We start from the raw sequence: 19,034 nt of genomic DNA on the forward strand, positions 1-19,034 counted from the left end.
GAAAAGTCCTTAGCGCGTGCCGCCGCTCTGCTTGAGAAAGTTAGCGAACAGCTCGAAGCCCTGCTCGGTCAAAATCGATTCCGGGTGAAATTGCACCCCTTCGACGTTCAGTGTCTTGTGACGCAGGCCCATGATCTCGTCGACGGAGCCGTCTTCCAGCTGGGTCCAGGCCGTCAGCTCAAGGCACTCGGGCAGGGTTTCACGCTTGACCACCAGCGAGTGGTAGCGGGTTACCGTTACCGGCAGGTTCAAACCCTGGAATACGCCCTGGTCCTTGTGAAATACCGGGCTGGTCTTGCCGTGCATTACCTGGCGGGCGCGGACGACGTCGCCACCGAAGGCCTGGCCGATGGACTGATGGCCCAGGCACACGCCCAGGATCGGCAGCTTGCCGGCAAAGTATTGGATGGCTTCGAGGGAGATGCCCGCTTCGGTCGGCGTGCACGGGCCTGGGGAGACGACGATGCGTTCAGGGTTCAACGCGGCGATCTGGGCCACGGTCAATTCGTCGTTGCGCACCACCTTGACCTCGGCGCCGAGCTCGCCCAGGTACTGCACAACGTTGTAGGTAAAGGAGTCGTAGTTATCAATCATCAGCAACATGTGGGTTAAAACCTCTTGAATTCACTGACTTCTAATGACGGCCTTCCAAGGGAGTGACCCGCTGCCAGACGCACTTTCCGGTTGCCGGGGTTGGCCGGCAAGGGGCGTTTAACAGAGGGTGAAGAAGGCAAATCGGTACAGGTCCGGCGGGGCCGGTAGAGAAAAGTTAGGCGCGCCAACGCCAACGGGCGTGTGCCTTGACTACTCGCATCAAGAGTTTGCTGATGATCAACACGGGGAGGGTCTCATTCATACGTTCAGGCACAGTAACGTAGCCTCGCCAACGGTGCAATATCGAGCCGCAAATACGGGGGAAACTGCCCGACTGATAATTGGCGTCAAACTTTTCAGAACCCTTCCAAGGGCGCTACAGTCACAGTGCTGACAAAAAAACAAAATCATGGACGGACTCATGACCAAGATGCCCTATTTCACCCCCATCGTCGGCTGCCTCTTGGCGCTGGCATGCTCGCAAGCCTTCGCCGCGCCCTCGCCTTATTCGACGATGGTCGTTTTCGGTGACAGCCTGGCCGACGCCGGTACATTTGCCGACCCTGGCGCACCGGGCTCAACCTATCGCTTCACCAACCGCACCGGCCCGCAATACTTCGACGGCAGCGGCGAAAGCACATCGCTGATCTCCTCGACGTTATTGGGCGGCAAGCTGGGGGTTGCCCCGGGCGACCTGAATGCCTCGACCTCGCCGGAGCGCGCCGCGCTGGGCCAGCCAGACGGCAATAACTGGGCCGTCGGCGGCTACACCACCCAACAGATCTACGATGCCATCACCGGTAACTCCACCGTCACCGACAGCGACACCGGGCAGGTATTGCGTACACGTCCCGGATACCTGGCATCAACGGGGGGCCGAGCCGACCCCAACGCCTTGTACTTTCTCTCCGGCGGCGGCAATGACTTCCTCGACGGCCTGGTCCTCAGCCCCGACCAGGCCTCGGCCGCAGCCGGGCGCCTGGCCGACAGCGCCCAGGCGCTGCAACAGGCTGGCGCCCGTTATGTAATGGTATGGATGCTGCCGGACCTGGGCCTGACACCTGCCGTCAATGGCACCCCGCTCCAAGGGGCCGTCAGCACCCTGGCCGGCGCGTTCAACCAGACCCTGGTACAGCGCCTGTCGCAAATCGATGCGCAGATCATCCCGCTGAACATTCCGTTGCTGCTCAAGGAAACCTTTGCCGATCCCGGGCGTTTTGGTTTTGCCACCGACCAGAACCTCAACCAGACGTGCTTCAGCGGCACCACCTGCAGGAATCCGGTGTATGGCGTCGGCGGCACCAATCCGGACCCGACCAAGCTGATTTACAACGACACCGTGCACCCGACCGAGGCCGGCCAGGTACTGATCGCCGACTACGCGTATTCACTGCTGGCAGCGCCCTGGGAAATCACCCTGCTTCCGGAAATGGCCCAAGGCACCTTGCGCGCCCATCAGGATTCATTGCGCAACCAATGGCAAGCCGACTCCCGTAGCTGGCAGGCCGTGGGCCAATGGCGGGCGATCGTCGACGCTGGCGGCCAGCACCTGGACTTCGATGATCAGAACAGCTCGGCCAGCGGTGACGGCAGCGGCTATAACCTGAACATCGGTGGCAGCTACAGGCTCAATGACGAGTGGCGCGTGGGTGTGGCAGCAGGCTTCTATCGCCAGAGTCTTGAGGCCGGCGCCAGCGATTCGGACTACAAGCTCAACAGCTACCTGGGCACCGCGTTCGCCCAATATCAGGAAGATCACTGGTGGGCCGACGCCGCATTGACCGGCGGCAAACTGGACTTCGATAACCTCAAGCGCAAGTTCGCCCTGGGCATCAGCGAAGGCACCGAGAAAGGCGACACCGACGGCTGGCTATGGGCATTGAGCGCACGGGTTGGGTATGACATCGCCGAGCCAAACAGCGAATGGCACTTCTCACCCTTTATCAGCGCTGACTATTCGCGGGTCGAGGTGAATGGTTACTCGGAGAAAGATGCCCGGTCCACCGCGCTGACCTTTGATGACCAACAGCGCGACTCCAAGCGCCTGGGAATCGGATTACAAGCCAACTACCGCTTCACCCCGCAAACCCTGGTGTTTGGCGAAGTGGCCCACGAGCACGAGTTTGAAAACGATACGCAGCGAGTGGGCATGTCCCTCAACAGCGTGCCGGGGATTGATTTCAAACTGGACGGCTACACGCCACGCAGCAATTCGGATCGCTTGAACCTGGGGATTACCCACAAGGTGACCAAGGACCTGGCGTTGAACGCGGCCTATAACGTGAGAAAGGATGACAACTTTACCCAGCAAGGGCTGAGTGTCGGGGTGAGTCTGGATTTCTGACTCGGACTTGAAACTGACAAATACCAAATGTGGGAGCGGGCTTGCTCGCGAAAGCGGTGCGACAGTCACCTTATATATCGACTGATACACCGCCTTCGCGAGCAAGCCCGCTCCCACATTTTGATCTACGTCTGACTTCAGTCCTGCGGGGTCTGCTCAGCCAACGCCACCGCGCGGAACATCGCCCGGCGCTTGTTCAGCGTCTCTTCCCATTCCAGGGCCGGTACCGAGTCGGCCACGATCCCGCCGCCCGCCTGCACGTGCAGTTCGCCGTCCTTGATCACCGCCGTACGGATCGCGATCGCAGTGTCCATATTGCCGTTCCAGGCGAAATACCCCACCGCGCCGCCATACACACCCCGCTTCACCGGCTCCAGCTCGTCGATGATTTCCATCGCGCGAATCTTCGGTGCGCCCGACAAGGTGCCCGCCGGCAGGATCGCCCGCAGTGCATCCATCGCCGTCAACCCGGCCTTCAACTCGCCGGTGACGTTGGACACGATGTGCATCACGTTGGAGTAACGCTCGATCACCATCTTCTCGGTGAGTTTCACCGAACCGATTTCCGAGACACGCCCGGTGTCGTTGCGGCCCAGGTCGATCAGCATCAAGTGCTCGGCGATTTCCTTGTCGTCGCTCAACAGGTCCTGTTCCAGCGCCAGGTCCGCCTCTTCGGTCGCACCGCGAGGGCGGGTGCCGGCAATCGGGCGTACGGTGATCAGGTTGTCTTCCACACGCACCAGCACTTCCGGCGAACTGCCCACGACGTGGAAGTCGCCAAAGTTGAAGAAGTACATGTACGGCGTCGGGTTGAAACAGCGCAGCGCCCGGTACAAATCAATCGGCGCGGCCTTGAAGTCGATGGACATGCGTTGCGACGGCACCACCTGCATGCAGTCACCGGCAAGGATGTATTCCTTGATGGTATCGACCGCACGCTCGTAGTCATCCTGGGTAAAGCTGGAGCGGAACACCGGGTCAGCCGCCGGTGGACGGCTGAGGTCCAGGCCGCGACGCGGGGTGATCGGCTGGCGCAGTTTTTCCAGCAGCGCTTCCAGGCTCGCCTGGCCTTGCTCGAACGCATCGGCCTGGGAAGGATCCGCCAACACGATAGCGTGCATCTTGCCCGCGAGGTTGTCGAACACCACCACCGCGTCAGAAACCATCAGCAGAATGTCCGGCACGCCCAACGGATCGGGGTTCGGGGATTTGCCCAGGCGTTTTTCCACGTAGCGCACGCAGTCGTAGCCGAAGTAACCCACCAGGCCGCCGTTGAAGCGCGGCAGGCCGGCGATGGTCGGCACGTTGTAGCGCGCCTTGAATTCCTCGACGAAGGCCAGCGGGTCTTCCACATCGTGGCTTTCGATCTCGACGCCGTCCAGGGTGATGCTCACATGGTGATCATGTACCCGCAGCACCGTGCGGCACGGCAGGCCGATGATCGAATAACGGCCCCATTTCTCACCGCCCTGCACCGACTCCAGCAGATAGGAGTTGGGCTCGTCGGCCAGTTTCAGGTAGATCGACAGCGGGGTGTCGAAGTCGGCCAGGGTTTCGCAGGCCATGGGGATACGGTTGTAGCCGGCAGCGGCCAAACGCAGGAATTCTTCGCGGATCATGAGGTGCCTCGTGGCTTGAGGGTCTAACGGTCAGGTGTGCAAACGTGCCGCAGCGCGGCGAGGATCAGTCAGGCGCGCCAACGCCAGCGGGCCAGGGCCTTGATGACTTTCATCCAGAGTTTGCGAGTGACCACCACGATGGGATTTCCAGAAGGGGATGGAACAGCGTCGGGCAACGTTATCTCAGCGCCCGTTCCCAAGCAACCGGGGATTAACAGGCGCAGGTCATCAATCACCAGCGCCGGGGATTCTTCGGCAATCGGCCGGCCATGGTTGTAGCCGTAACTCAAGGCCACGCACTTGACCCCCGCCGCTTTCGCCGCCAGCACATCACTGCGCGAATCGCCGACAAACAGCGATTGGGACGCCGGGATATTGGCCATTTTCATCACGAAGAACAGCGCGGCCGGGTCGGGCTTCTTCTGCGGCAAGGTATCGCCGCCGATGATCCAGCGGAAATACCGGCCGATCTTCATCTGGTCCAACAGCGGTGCGACGAAACGCTCCGGCTTGTTGGTGATCAGGGCCATTTCCACGCCCTGCTTGTGCAGCCATTTCAGGGTGTCGCGCACGCCGGGATAAACCACGGTCAGTTCGTGGCCGTTTTCGTAGGCCACGTTGAACAGCTCAAGCGCATGCTCGGCTTCCACCTCATCGACACCCTCGGCCTCGATGTTGTTGGCCAAGGCCCGACGCACCAGCATCTGCGCGCCATTGCCGACCCACTCGCGCACCGACTCGATACCCGCCGGCTTGCGCCCCAGCTTGAGCAGCATCTGGTCCACCGCCGCGGCCAGGTCCGGCACTGAATCGATCAACGTACCGTCCAGATCGAACATCACCAGCCGTGGCAGTTTGCCGGGGAACAGTTGCTCAAAGCCACTCATGGACGCGCCAGCGCCAGTTCTGCACGCATCTTGGCGATCACTTCCTGATAGTCCGGGGCGTTGAAGATTGCCGAACCGGCCACAAAGGTGTCAGCACCGGCCGCGGCGATTTCGCGGATGTTGTTGACGTTGACGCCACCGTCGATCTCCAGGCGGATATCACGGCCCGACGCATCGATCAGCGCCCGCGCTTCACGCAGCTTGTTGAGGGTGCCCGGGATAAACTTCTGCCCGCCGAAGCCCGGGTTGACGCTCATCAGCAACACCATGTCGACTTTGTCCATCACGTACTCAAGCACGCTCAGCGGAGTGGCCGGGTTGAACACCAGGCCCGCCTTGCAACCGCCCTCGCGGATCAGTTGCAGGGTGCGGTCCACGTGCAACGTGGCTTCCGGGTGGAAGGTGATGTAGGTCGCGCCGGCTTCGATGAAGTCACCGACGATGCGGTCCACCGGGCTGACCATCAAGTGCGCATCGATAGGCGCGGTCACGCCGTATTTACGCAGGGCGGCGCAGACCATCGGACCAATGGTCAGGTTCGGCACATAGTGGTTGTCCATGACATCGAAGTGAACGAAGTCGGCACCGGCGGCCAACACGTTGTCGACTTCCTCGCCCAGGCGGGCGAAGTCGGCGGAGAGAATCGATGGAGCAATGACGAAGGGCTGCATGACGCACCTTTTTGAGCTAAATCACGATGGCGCGCATTGTATACCTCATGCTTTGCCGCGCGCACCGTGACCTCGCTCAATGGTTAATAAGCTGCCCGGTAGATTTTCTCGATATCAGCGGCGCTGAGCTTGCGCGGATTGTTGCGCATCAGCCGCTCGATCCCCGCCGCTTCTACCGCCATGGCCGGGATCGCGTCTTCAGGCACACCGAAGCTGCGCAGGCCGGACGGAATCTCGACTGCGGCACACAGTCGCGTCATCGCATCGACGGCCTGGTCGGCGGCATCCACCGCACTCAACCCCGTGATATTCACGCCCATGGCCTCGGCTATCTCCTGCATGCGCTCCACACACGCCAGCTTGTTCCAGTGCATCACGTAGGGCAGCAGCAAGGCGTTGCTTACGCCGTGGGCGATGTTGAAACGCCCGCCCAACGGGTAGGCCAACGCATGCACCGCGCCCACGCCGGCATTCCCGAACGCCATCCCGGCCATCAGGCTGGCGGTGGCCATGTCGTCCCGGGCCTCAAGGTTGGCGGGGTTGGCGTAGGCCTTGGGCAACGCCTTGGCAATCAGTTTGATCGCCCCGATGGCCAGTGCATCGGTGATCGGCGAGGCATTCAGCGACAGGTAGGATTCGATGGCGTGCACCAATGCGTCCACCCCACTGGCGGCGGTGACGCTGCGCGGGCAAGTCAGGGTCATCTGCGGGCTGATCAGGGCCACGTCCGGCAGCAGGTAATCACTGACGATGCCTTTTTTCAGTTGCGCGACCTTGTCCGACAGAATCGCCACGTTGGTCACCTCCGAACCGGTGCCGGCGGTGGTGGGAATCGCGATCAGCGGCGGGCCTTTGCGCGGCACCTGGTCCACGCCGAACAGGTCGGCCAGGGCGCCATGGTAACCGGCGTAGGCCGCCACGCTCTTGGCGATATCGATGGCACTGCCGCCGCCGACGCCGATCAGGCCGTCATGCCCGCCTTCGCGGTAGACGCGCATGCAGTCCTCGACGATGGCGATTTCCGGGTCGGGCAGCACGCGGTCGAAAATCTCGTAGGTCCGTTCGCCCAGGTGTTCCAGCGCCAGCGCCACGGTGCCGGACTTGACCAGTGCCGCATCGGTGACAATCAGCGGGTTGTCGACATCCAGCCGCGTCAGCTCGGCGGCCAGTTGCTCGATGGCGCCTGGGCCGGTGAGCAGTTTGTGGGCGATCTTGAATGAGGAAGTACTCATGTGCGCGGCCTCTTATCAGTTATGGGCTGGCACAAGACTAGCTGACTTGGGCTGGTTGTCTTGCATTCAGCTACTGAATAGACACAAACCCAATGTGGGAGCGGGCTTGCTCGCGAAGGCGGTAGGCCAGTCGATATCTCTGTTGACTGACACACCGCCTTCGCGAGCAAGCCCGCTCCCACATTTTGATCTCTGTTTGGCTTTAGACCTGGGCCGTACGCAGTTTCTCGCTGCGCCCGCGCAGCCATTCCAGGGTCAGCAACAGCACCACCGAGAAGGCAATCAGCAAGGTCGCCGCGGCGGCAATGGTAGGGCTGAGGTTTTCACGGATGCCGCTGAACATCTGCCGTGGCAAGGTCGCCTGCTCGGGCCCGGCAAGGAACAGCGTCACCACCACTTCATCGAACGAGGTGGCAAAGGCGAACAGCGCCCCGGAGATCACCCCCGGGGCAATCAATGGCAAGGTCACCCGACGAAACGCCGTCAGCGGTGACGCGCCCAGGCTGGCCGCCGCCCGCACCAGGTTATGGTTGAACCCCTGCAAGGTCGCCGACACGGTGATGATCACAAACGGCACGCCCAGCACCGCGTGCACCACGATCAGCGAGAAGAAGCTGTTGCCCAGGCCCAGCGGCGCGAAGAACAGGTAACTGGCCACACCGATAATCACCACGGGCACTACCATCGGCGAAATCACCAGGGCCATCACCAGCGCCTTGCCGGGAAAGTGCCCCCGGGTCAGGCCAATCGCCGCCAGCGTGCCGAACACCATCGCCAGCACTGTAGCCGCCGGAGCCACGATGATGCTGTTCTTCAGGGCGCGCATCCATTCCGCCGAACCGAAGAAATCCTGGTACCAGTGCAGCGAGAAACCTTGCAGCGGGTAGACCAGGAAACTTCCACTGTTGAACGACAGCGGGATGATCACCAGCACCGGCAAGATCAGGAACAACAGGATCAGGCCGCAGAGGATCCGCAAGCTGTAGAACCAGACCCGTTCCACGGGCGACATATAAGGGCTCAGCATCGCAACGGTCTCCTTAGCTCAGGCGCAGGCGGCTGGCGCCCACCAGCCAGTTGTAGATCAGGTACAGCACCACGGTGGCCAGCAGCAACAAGCCGCCCAAGGCCGTGGCCATGCCCCAGTTGATGCTGGTGTTGGTGTAGAAGGCCACGAAGTAGCTGACCATCTGGTCGTTCGGGCTGCCCAGCAAGGCCGGGGTGATGTAGTAGCCAATCGCCAAAATGAACACCAACAGGCAGCCGGCACCAACGCCTGCGTAGGTCTGCGGGAAGTACACGCGCCAGAAGCTGGCGAATGGGTGGCAGCCCAGGGAGATTGCCGCCCGCATGTAGGTGGGCGAGATGCCTTTCATCACGCTGTAGATCGGCAAAATCATGAACGGCAACAGAATGTGCACCATGGAGATGTAGACGCCGAGCCGGTTGAACACCAGTTCCACCGGTTTATCGATCAGGCCCATGCCCATCAGCGCGCTGTTGATCAAGCCGCCGGACTGCAGCAACACGATCCAGGCCGCCACGCGCACCAGCACCGAGGTCCAGAACGGCAGCAGCACCAGGATCATCAGCAGGTTGCTTTGCCGCGCCGGCAAGTTGGCCAGCAGGTAAGCCAACGGATAGGCCAGCAGCAGGCAGCACACGGTGATGACCAGGCCCATCCAGAACGTACGGGCGAAGATATCGAGGTAGATCGCCTGGTCCGGGGTGGCCGGGGCGATTTCGCCGAGGTCGTCGATGCGGTGATCGACGGCGGCCAGCAAGTAGTATGGCGTGAGGCTGCTGGTGTTGCGCCGGATCGCCTGCCAGTACGCCGGGTCGCCCCAGCGTTCGTCGAGGTTTTCCAGCGCTTCTTTATAGGAGGCAGGCGCTTCGGTGAACGGCAGCGCCCGCGCGGTTTTCGTCAGCAGGCTGCGATAGCCCGCCAGTTCCATGTTCAAGCGTTTGGAGAGGTCGCCCAGGGTCGAGTTTTTCCGGGCTTCGCCCAGGTCCTCGCTGATGGCCTGGTACACCGGCTCGCCGGGCAGGCCACGACCGTCCCAGGCCGTCACCGCCACCACCGTGCGCGGCAGGCCGCCCACCACTTCCGGGTTGCCGACGCTTTTGTAGAGCAGCGCCACAATCGGTACCAGGAACACCAGCAGCAAAAACACCACCAATGGCGCGATCAGGGCCTGGGCCTTCCAGCGGTTGAGCCGCTCGGCACGCGCCAGGCGCTGTTTCAGGGTGGGGCTGGGAATGGCGAGGGCCATGGCGAACTCCGGATCGTAAAAAAGAATGCAGACCTGTGAAGGCCCACACCTGTGGCGAGGGGGCTTGTCCCCCGTTGGGCTGCGCAGCAGCCCCAGTAAAGCCACTGTGGTTTATTAGACTGACCGCGGTGGCTGGTTTTGGGGCCGCTTCGCAGCCCAACGGGGGACAAGCCCCCTCGCCACAAAAAGCCCATCCACCCTGGGTGCGGTGGTTACTTGGCAGCCCAGGAATTGAAGCGCTGCTCCAGTTGCTCACCGTTATCCGCCCAGAAGCTCACGTCGATCTGCACCTGGTTGGCGATGTTTTCCGGGGTAGTCGGCATATCCTTCAGGATGTCCTTCGCCAGCAACGGTACCGCCTGGGTATTGGCCGGGCCGTAGGCGATGTTTTCCGAATAGGTCTTCTGCTGCTGCGGCTGCACCGAGAAGGCGATGAACTTCTTCGCCGCGTCAGCACGGTCTTTCGCCAGGCCTTTTGGAATGGCCCAGGCGTCGAAATCGTAGATCCCGCCGTTCCACACCACTTTCAAATTGCTTTCTTTCTGCACGGCAGCGATCCGGCCGTTGTAGGCAGAACTCATCACCACATCGCCAGAAGCGAGGTACTGCGGCGGTTGGGCGCCCGCTTCCCACCACTGGATATACGGCTTGAGCTCATCGAGCTTCTTGAACGCACGGTCCTGGCCATCTTTGCCGGCCAGCACCTTGTACACATCCTTCGGCGCCACACCGTCAGCCATCAAGGCGAATTCCAGGGTGTACTTGGCGCCCTTGCGCAGGCCGCGTTTGCCCGGGAATTTCTTGGTGTCCCAGAAATCGGCCCAGCCGCCTGGCGGTGCTTTCAGTTTGTCGGCGTTGTAGGCCAGCACCGTGGACCACACGAAGAAACCCACGCCGCACGGCTGGATCGCGCCCTTCACGTAGTCGCCCGGGTTGCCGAACAGTTTCGGGTCCAGGGGCTCGAACATGTCTTCGTCACAGCCACGGGACAGTTCCGGCGACTCCACTTCCACCAGGTCCCAGGACACGCTCTTGGTGTCGACCATGGCCTTGACCTTGGCCATTTCACCGTTGTATTCGCCGGCGACGATCTTGCCGTTGCCCGCGCTTTCCCACGGTGCATAGAAGGCCTTGACCTGCGCCGCCTTGTTCGCGCCACCAAAGGACACCACCGTCAAATCAGGGCCTGCCATGGCCTGTGTCGCGCCCATCAAGCTCAGGGCCAGGGCGGAATATTTCAGGGATCTCAACATTGTTGTTCTCTCCACGTGCGAGGTTGGTGAAGCAAGGGGGCGATCAATTCGCCTCTAGAAGTGGGTCGAGTGCGCGAACGTGCTCGACTTGCCAGCCAATCGGTACCACGTCGCCGACCGCCAGGGCTGTGTCCAGCTCGGCGATCGGTTGTTTCACAAAAAAATCGGTCTTGCCGCAGACTTCCAGGCGCACCCGCACGTGGTCGCCCAGGTAGATGAACTCGGCCACGCGCCCGGAGAATCGGTTGACGCAGCTTTCACTGGAGCCATTCAGGCTGACGCGCTCGGGGCGCACCGACAGGGTCACCGGGCCGCCGACCTGGCCGACGTTCACCGCCAGCGCCTCGACCTTTTCGCCGCGCGCCAGTTCGACCACGCAGCGGTCGCCGGTGTGGCTGTGCAGGCGGCCATTGAGGCGGTTGTTCTCGCCAATGAAGTTGGCGACGAAGGTGTTTTTCGGTTCTTCGTACAAGGTACGCGGGGCAGCGATCTGCTGGATCTCGCCCTGGTGGAACACCGCCACCCGGTCGGACATGGTCAGTGCTTCGCCCTGGTCGTGGGTCACGTACACCACCGTCACGCCGAGGCGCTGGTGCAGGTGCTTGATCTCCATCTGCATGTGTTCGCGCAGTTGCTTGTCGAGGGCGCCGAGGGGTTCGTCCATCAGCACCAGCTGTGGCTCGAACACCAGCGCCCGGGCCAGGGCCACCCGCTGCTGCTGGCCACCGGAGAGTTGCGCCGGGTAGCGCTGGGCGAAGGCATCGAGCTGGACCATGCTCAGTACACGCTTGACCCGCTCGCTGATGTCGGTCTTGCTCAGGCCGCGTACAGAGAGCGGAAACGCCAAGTTCTCGGAGACGGTCATGTGCGGGAACAGCGCGTAGTTCTGGAACACCATGCCGATGTCGCGCTTGTGGGGCGGCACGTTGTTGATGGAGCGGCCGGCCAGCTGGATCTCGCCGGCGGTGGGGGTTTCAAAACCGGCGAGCATCATCAGGCTGGTGGTCTTGCCCGACCCGGACGGCCCGAGCAGGGTCAGGAACTCGCCCTTGCGAATCTCCAGGTTGAGGTCTTTGACGATCAGGTTCTCGCCGTCGTAGCTCTTCTGCACGCCACGAAAGCTGACCAGCACATCATTTGAATCCACCTCGCTCATACCCGCACCTTTTTGTTTTGGACTGCCGTGGAACAAGCGTAGTCCCAGGGCAAGGCCGCGCAAATCGGGGGCCCGGAGAGATTGGCATCAGCAGGATGGAAGGTTTGGGGTAGGGATTGCCCTACACGGATGGCGGGGATAGAACAGAGCAGTTACAAACCCCACGCTACAAGCAGCAAGACCGGGCAGCGCGGCGCTCGGCAGGTAGTCGCAAACAGGTATGCCGCTATAGGAGTTTGTGCTCCATGGCGTACTTCACCAGTTCCGCCAGGGAGGTGATATTGAGCTTTTGCATCAGGCGCGCCTTGTGGGTACTGATGGTTTTGCTGCTCAACGCCAACTGCTGGGCGATGTCGTTGACGTTGGCGCCCTGGGCCAGGCGCTCGAATACCGAGAACTCGCGCTCCGACAACAACGAGTGCAATGGGCGGGAATCGGTGAGGCCGACTTCGAAGACCATGCGGTCGGCCAGGTCCGGGTCGATGTACCGCCCGCCCGCCGCGACCTTGCGGATCGCGGTCAGCAGCAGCGCCGGGTCGCTGTCCTTGGTGGCATAGCCGGCGGCACCGACCTTCAGCGCACGGGCGGCCATTTGCGCTTCGTCGTGCATCGACAGCACCAGGATCGCCGGGGGATTGTTCAGCGCACGGATCCGCGGGATGGCTTCCAGGCCGTTGACGCCAGGCATCGAGATGTCCAGCAACACCACCTCGCAGGGCACGTGGCGCAGGGTCTCCAGCAACTGCTCGCCATTGCTCGCCTCGCCCACCACCAGCAGGTCCTTGGCCAGTCCGATCAGTTGCTTGATGCCTTCGCGAACGATGGTGTGGTCTTCAGCTACCAGTACACGGATCACTGTGGATGTCCTCTTCTTTTGGTTATCAATCCAGCGGCACCGTCACACTCAGGGTGGTGCCTTCGCCCAATGCGCTGTCCAGGCTCAACTGCCCGCCCATGATCAGCACCCGCTCGCGCATGCCCACCAGGCCAAACGATACCGGGCGCCCGGGGGCCTGGACGAAACCTGCGCCGTCGTCGCTGATGGTCAGGCGCAAGTGCGCGCCCTCCACCACCAGCGTCAGCTCGACAGTATGCGCCTGGGCATGGCGCATCACATTGGTCAGTGCCTCCTGCAGGATGCGGAACAGGCCGATGGCCTTGGCGTCGCTCAGCGCCGGCAGATTATCCGGCACCTGCACCAGGCACGGAATCTGCGTGCGGGCCTCGAAACGCCGGGCCTGCCATTCGATTGCCGAGGCAATCCCGGCGTCGAGAATCGGCGGGCGCAGGGCAGTAGCCACGTCGCGCACCAGTTGGAACAGTTGGGCGATCAGGCGCTTCATGCTGTTCAGCCGCTCGTGCAGGCCAGGATCCAGTTGGGCGTAGGTCAGCTCGCACATCGAGGTTTCCAGCTTGAGCACGGTGAGCATCTGTCCCAACTCGTCGTGCACTTCCCGGGCGATGCGGGCCTTCTCTTCCTCGCGCACGGTTTCCAGGTGGGCCGACAATTCCCGCAATTGCGCGCGGGAGGCGTCCAGCTCCAGCTCGATGCGTTTGCTCTCGCTGATGTCCCAGACAATTCCGTCCCAGACCACGGCGCCGTCTTCCAGGCGTCGGGTCACGGCCTTGATATCGGCCCAGCGCTGCTCGCCCAGGCGAGTCAGGATGCGGCCCTGCCAGGCCCAGTTGCTCTCGGTCTCGATGGCCTGGTCCTGGGTGCGGTGATAACTGGCGCGGTCGTCGGGATGCACCAGGCTGCGAATGCCCATGGCCGGATGGCTGAGCACTTCCGGCGCGTAACCCACCAGGCCCTCGCTGCCCTGGCTGATGTAGGCGAACTCGATCGCCTCGCTGCGCGGCAAGCGCTCCAGGCGAAACACCAGCCCCGGCACATTGGCGGCGATCCCTTGCAGCCGCGCCTCACTTTCCTGCAAGGCCGCGAGGGCCCGGCGACGCTCGGTGACATCGTTGAGGTAGACCACCAGGTATTCGCCGTCGGCAAAGCGCAGGAAACTCAGGGACACATCGGCTGGCAATACGCTGCCATCGGCGCGCAGGCAATTGGTGGCAAAACTCTGTGGCCCGTCTTCGCTCGCCCGGGCGCGCTTCCACAGGTTGAGCCAGCGGTCCATGGTCAGCGTCGGGTCGAATTCGATCAGCGGGCGTTCGATCAGGGCGCCGGGGGCGTAGCCGAGCATGGTTTCCGCCGCCTGATTGGCGTAGCGCACATGGCTGTCCCAATTGACCCAGAGGATACCGACGGTGCTTTGGTCGATGGAGAACTGGGTCAGGCGCAAGGCTTCGGCACCGGCGGCGCGGGCGGCGCTTTCTTCGCGGGCGGCCAGCAGATTATGCTCCAGGCCGCGTTGCTGGCGGCGCTGCCAGAACACCACGGCCAGGCTGGCGAGCAATAGCAGGCCCAGCAGCAACGTGAGGTTTTGCCAGAAGCCGGGGGACTCGGTCACCCGTGGGTATTTGGGCTGCAGCCAGCGGCTGTGCAACTGGTCCAGATCACGAGCGGGAATCGCGCGCAAGGCGCTTTGCATGATATCGGCCAGCTCGGGCCAGTCGCGCCGCGTGGCCACCCGCAGCAATTGCGGCAGGCCAATATCGCCGACCACGGCAAGGCCGGCGAACTCGGTTTCGCCCGACAACCGGCTCAATTGCGCCTCATCCACCACCGCATACCGCGCCTGCTGGCTCACCAGCAATTGCAGGGCCTGGCGCTCCATGGGCACGCCTTGCAGGTTGAGACTCGGGTAGGTGCTGCGCAGGTAATCCGCCACTGCGCTGGGCATGCGCACGGCGACGCGGGATTGGTCGTCGAGTTTCTCCAGGTCGACTGCGGTGCTGCCATCACGAACCCCGACAATGTGCTGGGGCACGCGCATATACGGATCGGAGAACAACCACAGGCGCAGGCCGGCCGGGGTTTGCAGCAGGCCGGGGGCGAGGTCGACCTCGCCGTCACGCACCGCCGCCTCCAGTTGCTCCTGATTGGGAAAGTTGCGCCAGGTCAGTTCGATATTCAGCGCCTTGGCCAGCCACTGCATCAATTCGACATTGGCCCCGGACAGCCGCTGCAAGCGCCGATCGTATTGGGCATAAGGCGCCTGTAACACCAGCCCGACCCGCAGGTCGGGATGCTGTTCGAGCCATTCGCGCTGGCCGGCATCGAGCTGCGCCTGGTGAGTGGCAGGCGCAGGCACGGCGCCCGCGATCAAGGGAAAGCATATACAGCCGATAACCAGCAGGTAGCGAAAACCCATGATCCACGTCTCATATCACTGACAAATACTGACCAACCCATTAGGCTGCCGGAATCACTTCTGGCCGGAAATCAACGATGCCACTTTCCCACCGCTCGGCACTGCCAGCATTGTGCCTGTCGCTGCTGTTTACCAGCGCCTTTTGTGTCGAGGCCGCCGACACTCCCGCTCCCGCCCCGGAAAAGCCAGTGGTGCGCCAGCCCTTGCCGGAGCGCAGCCAGGAAGAAGCCAACGCCCTGGAACGACAAATCCCGCAGCAGGAACAACAACAGTTGCAGGCAGGCAGCGATTCTTTCCTGGCTTTGTGGAAGCCGGCCAACAGCGGTGAGCCTGAAGGCGTGGTGATTATCGTCCCGGGCAACGGCGAAAGTGCTGACTGGCCTCAAGCAATCGCGCCGTTGCGCAAGAAATTGCCGGACGCTTCCTGGGGCTCCCTGAGCTTGTCGCTGCCGGACCTGACCCTGGACACCTTGCCACCCCGCGTCATCGAATCGCCCAAGGCGACCGTGGAGACCAGCAGCAAAGACGCCAGCACCGTCGCCAAACCCGTGGAGCAAGCCGCCAGCGCCGAAGCGGAAGGCACTGACCCGGCCGTGGTTCCCGGCACCGATGAACAAGACAAGACCGACGCCACGCGAATCTTCGCGCGCATTGACGCCGCCCTCGCCTTCGCCCAGACCCAGAATGCCCGCAGCGTCGTATTGCTCGGCCACGGCACCGGCGCCTGGTGGGCCGCGCGTTACCTGAGTGAAAAACAACCGGCGCAGGTGCAGAAATTTGTCATGGTGGCCGCGCAGACCCCGGCGGGCCGTGCCCCGGACCTGCAACAACTGGCACCGAAACTGAAGCTGGCCACGGCAGACTTTTTCTACCAGGACAACGCCCAGGCACGCAAAGCGGCCCAGGAACGTTCCCAGGCCAGCAAGCGTTTGAAGAATGACAGCTACAAGCAGGTGTCGTTGAAGGCCCTCCCCGATAACAGCCAGGCAGGGCAAGAGCAGCTGTACCGGCGGATTCGCGGGTGGCTGAGCCCGCAAAATCCCGGAGACTGATCGTAAATCTCAAAAACACTGGAGAACAAAATGTGGGAGCGGGCTTGCTCGCGAATGCGGTGAGTCAGTCACTGCATCTGTTACTGATCCACCGCATTCGCGAGCAAGTCGAATCGTCGCACCGCCACTCCCACAATTGATCCGGTTTACACCATAAAAAAGCAGCGCCTGATGATTCTGTTAGCGAAAGTCTCGCCTTTCGCGAATCAGCGCGTAGGCGTTGTGCAGCTCGCGGGTACGTTCGGTCGCCTCCCGCACCTGGGCTGGACTGGCGCCACTGCCGGCAATCTTGTCCGGGTGGTGCCGGCTCAGCAGGCGCCGGTAAGCGCGCTTGATCACCGAAGGTTCGGTGGTCGACGTCACCCCCAGAATCCGCAACGCCTCCTGATAAGCCCCGCCACGATTGGCCAACGGCTTGCGCTCCGGCTCATAGTCAGCCGCCAGCGCCTGGATCTGCTGGACCGTCCAACCCAGCCATTTGCCCCATTGTTCAATCAACTCGCGCTCGGCCGTACTGGCCTTGCCGTCCGCCCAGGCCATGCGCCAACAGGCACGCAGCACACCTTCCGCCGCATGGGGCTGGGCCTTGAGCACGCCCAGGTAACTGCGTACCCGGTCCGAGCCGGACTTGCCGCGATTGAACGCGGCAATCGCACGGCGCTGGGCCGGCTCGGCCATGTCCAGCGAGCGCATTTCCTGGCGCGCCTGCTGGATATGCCCGTCCACCACCCGGCCGTTGCTCTTGGCCAGGCGACCGAGCAACACGAACAGCAGTTCGTCATTGCGCAACGCCGGCCGGCCGCCAAGGCGCTCGCGTAACTGGGCCCAGCTTTGCAGTTCCAGGCGCCGGTCCAGCGCCTGGCCCAGCAGTGCGCCCAACATGGCCCCCGGAATGCTGGCAATGGCAAAGCCCGCCCCGGCTCCGATCAGAGTCCCTGGCCACAACATCCTAGTGCCCCGCTGTCAGCAGGGTTTCGACTTGCGCCAGACGCTCCAGCGTCCCGACATCGATCCAGCGTCCGTTCATGTGTTCCCCCGTCACCAACCCTTTCGCCATGGCGTCACGCAACAGCGGCGCCAGCTTGAAGGCACCCGCACTGCAACCCGCGAACAGCTGGGGGTGGAGTACGGAAATGCCACTGAAGGTCAGGTTATCGGCACCGGCGGCGGCATCATGAAGCGCGCCGTCCTTCAGGTAGAAATCACCGCCGGACGGATGGTGCGGCGGGTTGTCGACCATCACCAGGTGGGCCAGCCCATCCAGCGGCTGGTGGAGGCTGGCGAAGTCGTAGTCGGTCCAGATGTCGCCATTGACCACCAGGAACGGTTCGTCCCCCAACAGCGGCAAGGCCTTGAAGATCCCGCCACCGGTTTCCAGCGGCTCGCCTTCGGCCGAGTACTGGATGCGTACGCCGTACTGCGAGCCATCGCCCAGATAGCCTTCGATCTGCTGGCCGAGCCACGCATGGTTGATGACGATATCGGTAAAGCCCGCTTTCGCCAGCGCCTCGAGGTGGTACTCGATCAGGCGCTTGCCGCCGGCCTGGATCAGCGGCTTGGGCGTGTGCAAGGTCAGCGGGCGCATCCGCTCACCTTTGCCGGCGGCCAGGATCATGGCCTTCATACCACCGCCTCGACGCGCAGGCTCGCCAGCAGTTCACCCAGTTCGCTCAACTCTGGCCGGTCCGCGAGCACCGCCTCTATATAAGCAAAGAAGCGCGGCACGTCCGCGAGGTAGCGCGGCTTGCCATCGCGGTGGCAGATGCGCGCAAAGATGCCGATCACCTTGAGGTGACGCTGCACGCCCATCAGGTCGCTGGCCCGCAGGAACTCCTCGAAGTCCGCCTGCACCGGGATACCCAGCGCGCCGGCGCGTTGCCAGTAACCGCGCTGCCATTCCCGCACGCGGGCCTGCGGCCAACTGAGAAAGGCGTCCTTGAACAGGCACGTGATGTCGTAGGTCACCGGGCCGTAGACTGCGTCCTGGAAGTCCAGCACGCCGGGATTCGGCTCGCTGATCATCAGGTTGCGCGGCATATAGTCGCGATGCACCAGGACCTTGGGCTGGGCCAGGGCGCTGTCAATCAGGTGTTCGCTGACGCGTTGCCACAGGCCAAGCTGCCGGGCGTCAAACTCGATGCCCAGCTCCCGGCGAACGTACCATTCAGGAAACAATTCCAGCTCCCGACGCAACAGCGCGACGTCATAACTGGGCAACGGGGCTTCCATCGGCAATTGCTGGAAAGCCAGCAATGCGTCGATGGCATCGGCGAACAATTGATCGGCATTTTCAGCCGTAATCACGTCCAGATAGGTTTTTTTCCCCAGGTCGTTCAGCAAAAGAAAGCCGCGAAGCAGATCTTGAGCATAAATTTTCGGAACATTTATTCCCGATTGACCGAGTAAATGAGCGATATCGACGAAAGGTTTGCAGTTTTCCTGGGGGGGTGGAGCGTCCATCACGACAAAACTGCGACCTCCTCCCTCCCACCGGAAGTAACGCCTGAAACTCGCGTCACTGCTGGCCGCAGTCAACGTGGCCGGGGGTACGACACCCCAGCCCTGGGTGGTAAAGAGGCCTGGCAATTGCTCATCAAGCCAGACTTTCAGCTGTTGCAAACGTAGATCTTGGTCGGGCATTACAAGGGTCTCCGACGGCGCTAGCCGTCAAGCGGGTCATGCTT

At 62.5% G+C, this 19,034-nt stretch carries 16 protein-coding genes; 2 read left to right on the forward strand and 14 right to left on the reverse strand.

Annotation, left to right across the window (positions count from 1 at the left end; translation table 11 throughout):
* Positions 1-9: 9 nt before the first annotated feature.
* The gene (locus tag ACIOMR_RS25130; RefSeq protein ID WP_003210957.1) at positions 10-603 is read right to left on the reverse strand and encodes an aminodeoxychorismate/anthranilate synthase component II; all 594 of its coding nucleotides are present in this window, start codon (positions 601-603) and stop codon (positions 10-12) included.
* A gap of 412 nt (positions 604-1,015) precedes the next feature.
* On the opposite strand from ACIOMR_RS25130, the gene estP reads away from it, so the two are divergent.
* The gene (gene estP, locus ACIOMR_RS25135; RefSeq protein WP_008434445.1) at positions 1,016-2,938 is read left to right on the forward strand and encodes an esterase EstP; all 1,923 of its coding nucleotides are present in this window, start codon (positions 1,016-1,018) and stop codon (positions 2,936-2,938) included.
* Between the two features lie 137 nt (positions 2,939-3,075).
* On the opposite strand, the gene trpE is transcribed toward estP, so the two are convergent.
* From trpE to ACIOMR_RS25185, 10 genes are all read right to left on the reverse strand, one after another.
* Positions 3,076-4,557: an anthranilate synthase component I gene (trpE, locus tag ACIOMR_RS25140; protein WP_003210962.1), complete on the reverse strand. Its 1,482-nt coding sequence runs from the start codon at positions 4,555-4,557 to the stop codon at positions 3,076-3,078.
* Between the two features lie 68 nt (positions 4,558-4,625).
* Entirely contained in the window at positions 4,626-5,444 is an 819-nt protein-coding gene (locus ACIOMR_RS25145) for a phosphoglycolate phosphatase (RefSeq protein ID WP_063026787.1), read from the reverse strand.
* Positions 5,441-6,115 (reverse strand): ribulose-phosphate 3-epimerase, encoded by a 675-nt coding sequence (rpe, locus tag ACIOMR_RS25150; RefSeq protein ID WP_008434441.1) that lies wholly within the window; start codon positions 6,113-6,115, stop codon positions 5,441-5,443. Before rpe ends, ACIOMR_RS25145 begins: the two co-directional genes overlap by 4 nt.
* 83 nt (positions 6,116-6,198) lie before the next feature.
* Positions 6,199-7,347, reverse strand: coding sequence for an iron-containing alcohol dehydrogenase (locus tag ACIOMR_RS25155; RefSeq protein WP_003210968.1), 1,149 nt, complete (start codon positions 7,345-7,347; stop codon positions 6,199-6,201).
* A 202-nt stretch (positions 7,348-7,549) separates the two neighbouring features.
* Positions 7,550-8,374, reverse strand: a complete 825-nt coding sequence (locus ACIOMR_RS25160) for an ABC transporter permease (RefSeq protein WP_003210970.1) — start codon at positions 8,372-8,374, stop codon at positions 7,550-7,552.
* 13 nt (positions 8,375-8,387) lie between these two features.
* Entirely contained in the window at positions 8,388-9,620 is a 1,233-nt protein-coding gene (locus ACIOMR_RS25165; protein ID WP_003210972.1) for an ABC transporter permease, read from the reverse strand.
* A 212-nt stretch (positions 9,621-9,832) separates the two neighbouring features.
* Positions 9,833-10,873: an ABC transporter substrate-binding protein gene (locus ACIOMR_RS25170; protein WP_003210973.1), complete on the reverse strand. Its 1,041-nt coding sequence runs from the start codon at positions 10,871-10,873 to the stop codon at positions 9,833-9,835.
* Positions 10,874-10,916: 43 nt separating this feature from the next.
* A complete protein-coding gene (locus ACIOMR_RS25175; RefSeq protein ID WP_003210974.1) occupies positions 10,917-12,029 on the reverse strand; it encodes an ABC transporter ATP-binding protein in 1,113 nt (370 codons plus the stop codon).
* 226 nt (positions 12,030-12,255) lie between these two features.
* Positions 12,256-12,885: a response regulator transcription factor gene (locus ACIOMR_RS25180; RefSeq protein ID WP_003210977.1), complete on the reverse strand. Its 630-nt coding sequence runs from the start codon at positions 12,883-12,885 to the stop codon at positions 12,256-12,258.
* Positions 12,886-12,910: 25 nt separating this feature from the next.
* A complete protein-coding gene (locus ACIOMR_RS25185; RefSeq protein WP_003210979.1) occupies positions 12,911-15,298 on the reverse strand; it encodes a PAS domain S-box protein in 2,388 nt (795 codons plus the stop codon).
* Between the two features lie 77 nt (positions 15,299-15,375).
* Here ACIOMR_RS25185 and ACIOMR_RS25190 point away from each other — a divergent pair, with 77 nt between their 5' ends.
* A complete protein-coding gene (locus ACIOMR_RS25190; RefSeq protein ID WP_401196988.1) occupies positions 15,376-16,350 on the forward strand; it encodes an alpha/beta hydrolase family protein in 975 nt (324 codons plus the stop codon).
* 180 nt (positions 16,351-16,530) lie between these two features.
* Here ACIOMR_RS25190 and ACIOMR_RS25195 read toward each other — a convergent pair whose 3' ends face one another.
* Genes ACIOMR_RS25195 through ACIOMR_RS25205 form a run of 3 tightly spaced genes read right to left on the reverse strand, consistent with a single transcriptional unit; the run spans position 16,531 to position 18,990 of the window.
* Complete coding sequence (locus tag ACIOMR_RS25195; protein ID WP_102370013.1) at positions 16,531-17,298, reverse strand: TerB family tellurite resistance protein; 768 nt, start codon at positions 17,296-17,298, stop codon at positions 16,531-16,533.
* 1 nt (position 17,299) lies between these two features.
* A complete protein-coding gene (gene murU / locus ACIOMR_RS25200; protein ID WP_003210984.1) occupies positions 17,300-17,974 on the reverse strand; it encodes an N-acetylmuramate alpha-1-phosphate uridylyltransferase MurU in 675 nt (224 codons plus the stop codon).
* Positions 17,971-18,990: an aminoglycoside phosphotransferase family protein gene (locus ACIOMR_RS25205; protein WP_008434428.1), complete on the reverse strand. Its 1,020-nt coding sequence runs from the start codon at positions 18,988-18,990 to the stop codon at positions 17,971-17,973. Before ACIOMR_RS25205 ends, murU begins: the two co-directional genes overlap by 4 nt.
* Between the last annotated feature and the right edge of the window lie 44 nt (positions 18,991-19,034).

The sequence above is a fragment of the Pseudomonas sp. NPDC087814 genome, assembly GCF_044742865.1.
Taxonomy (GTDB): domain Bacteria; phylum Pseudomonadota; class Gammaproteobacteria; order Pseudomonadales; family Pseudomonadaceae; genus Aquipseudomonas.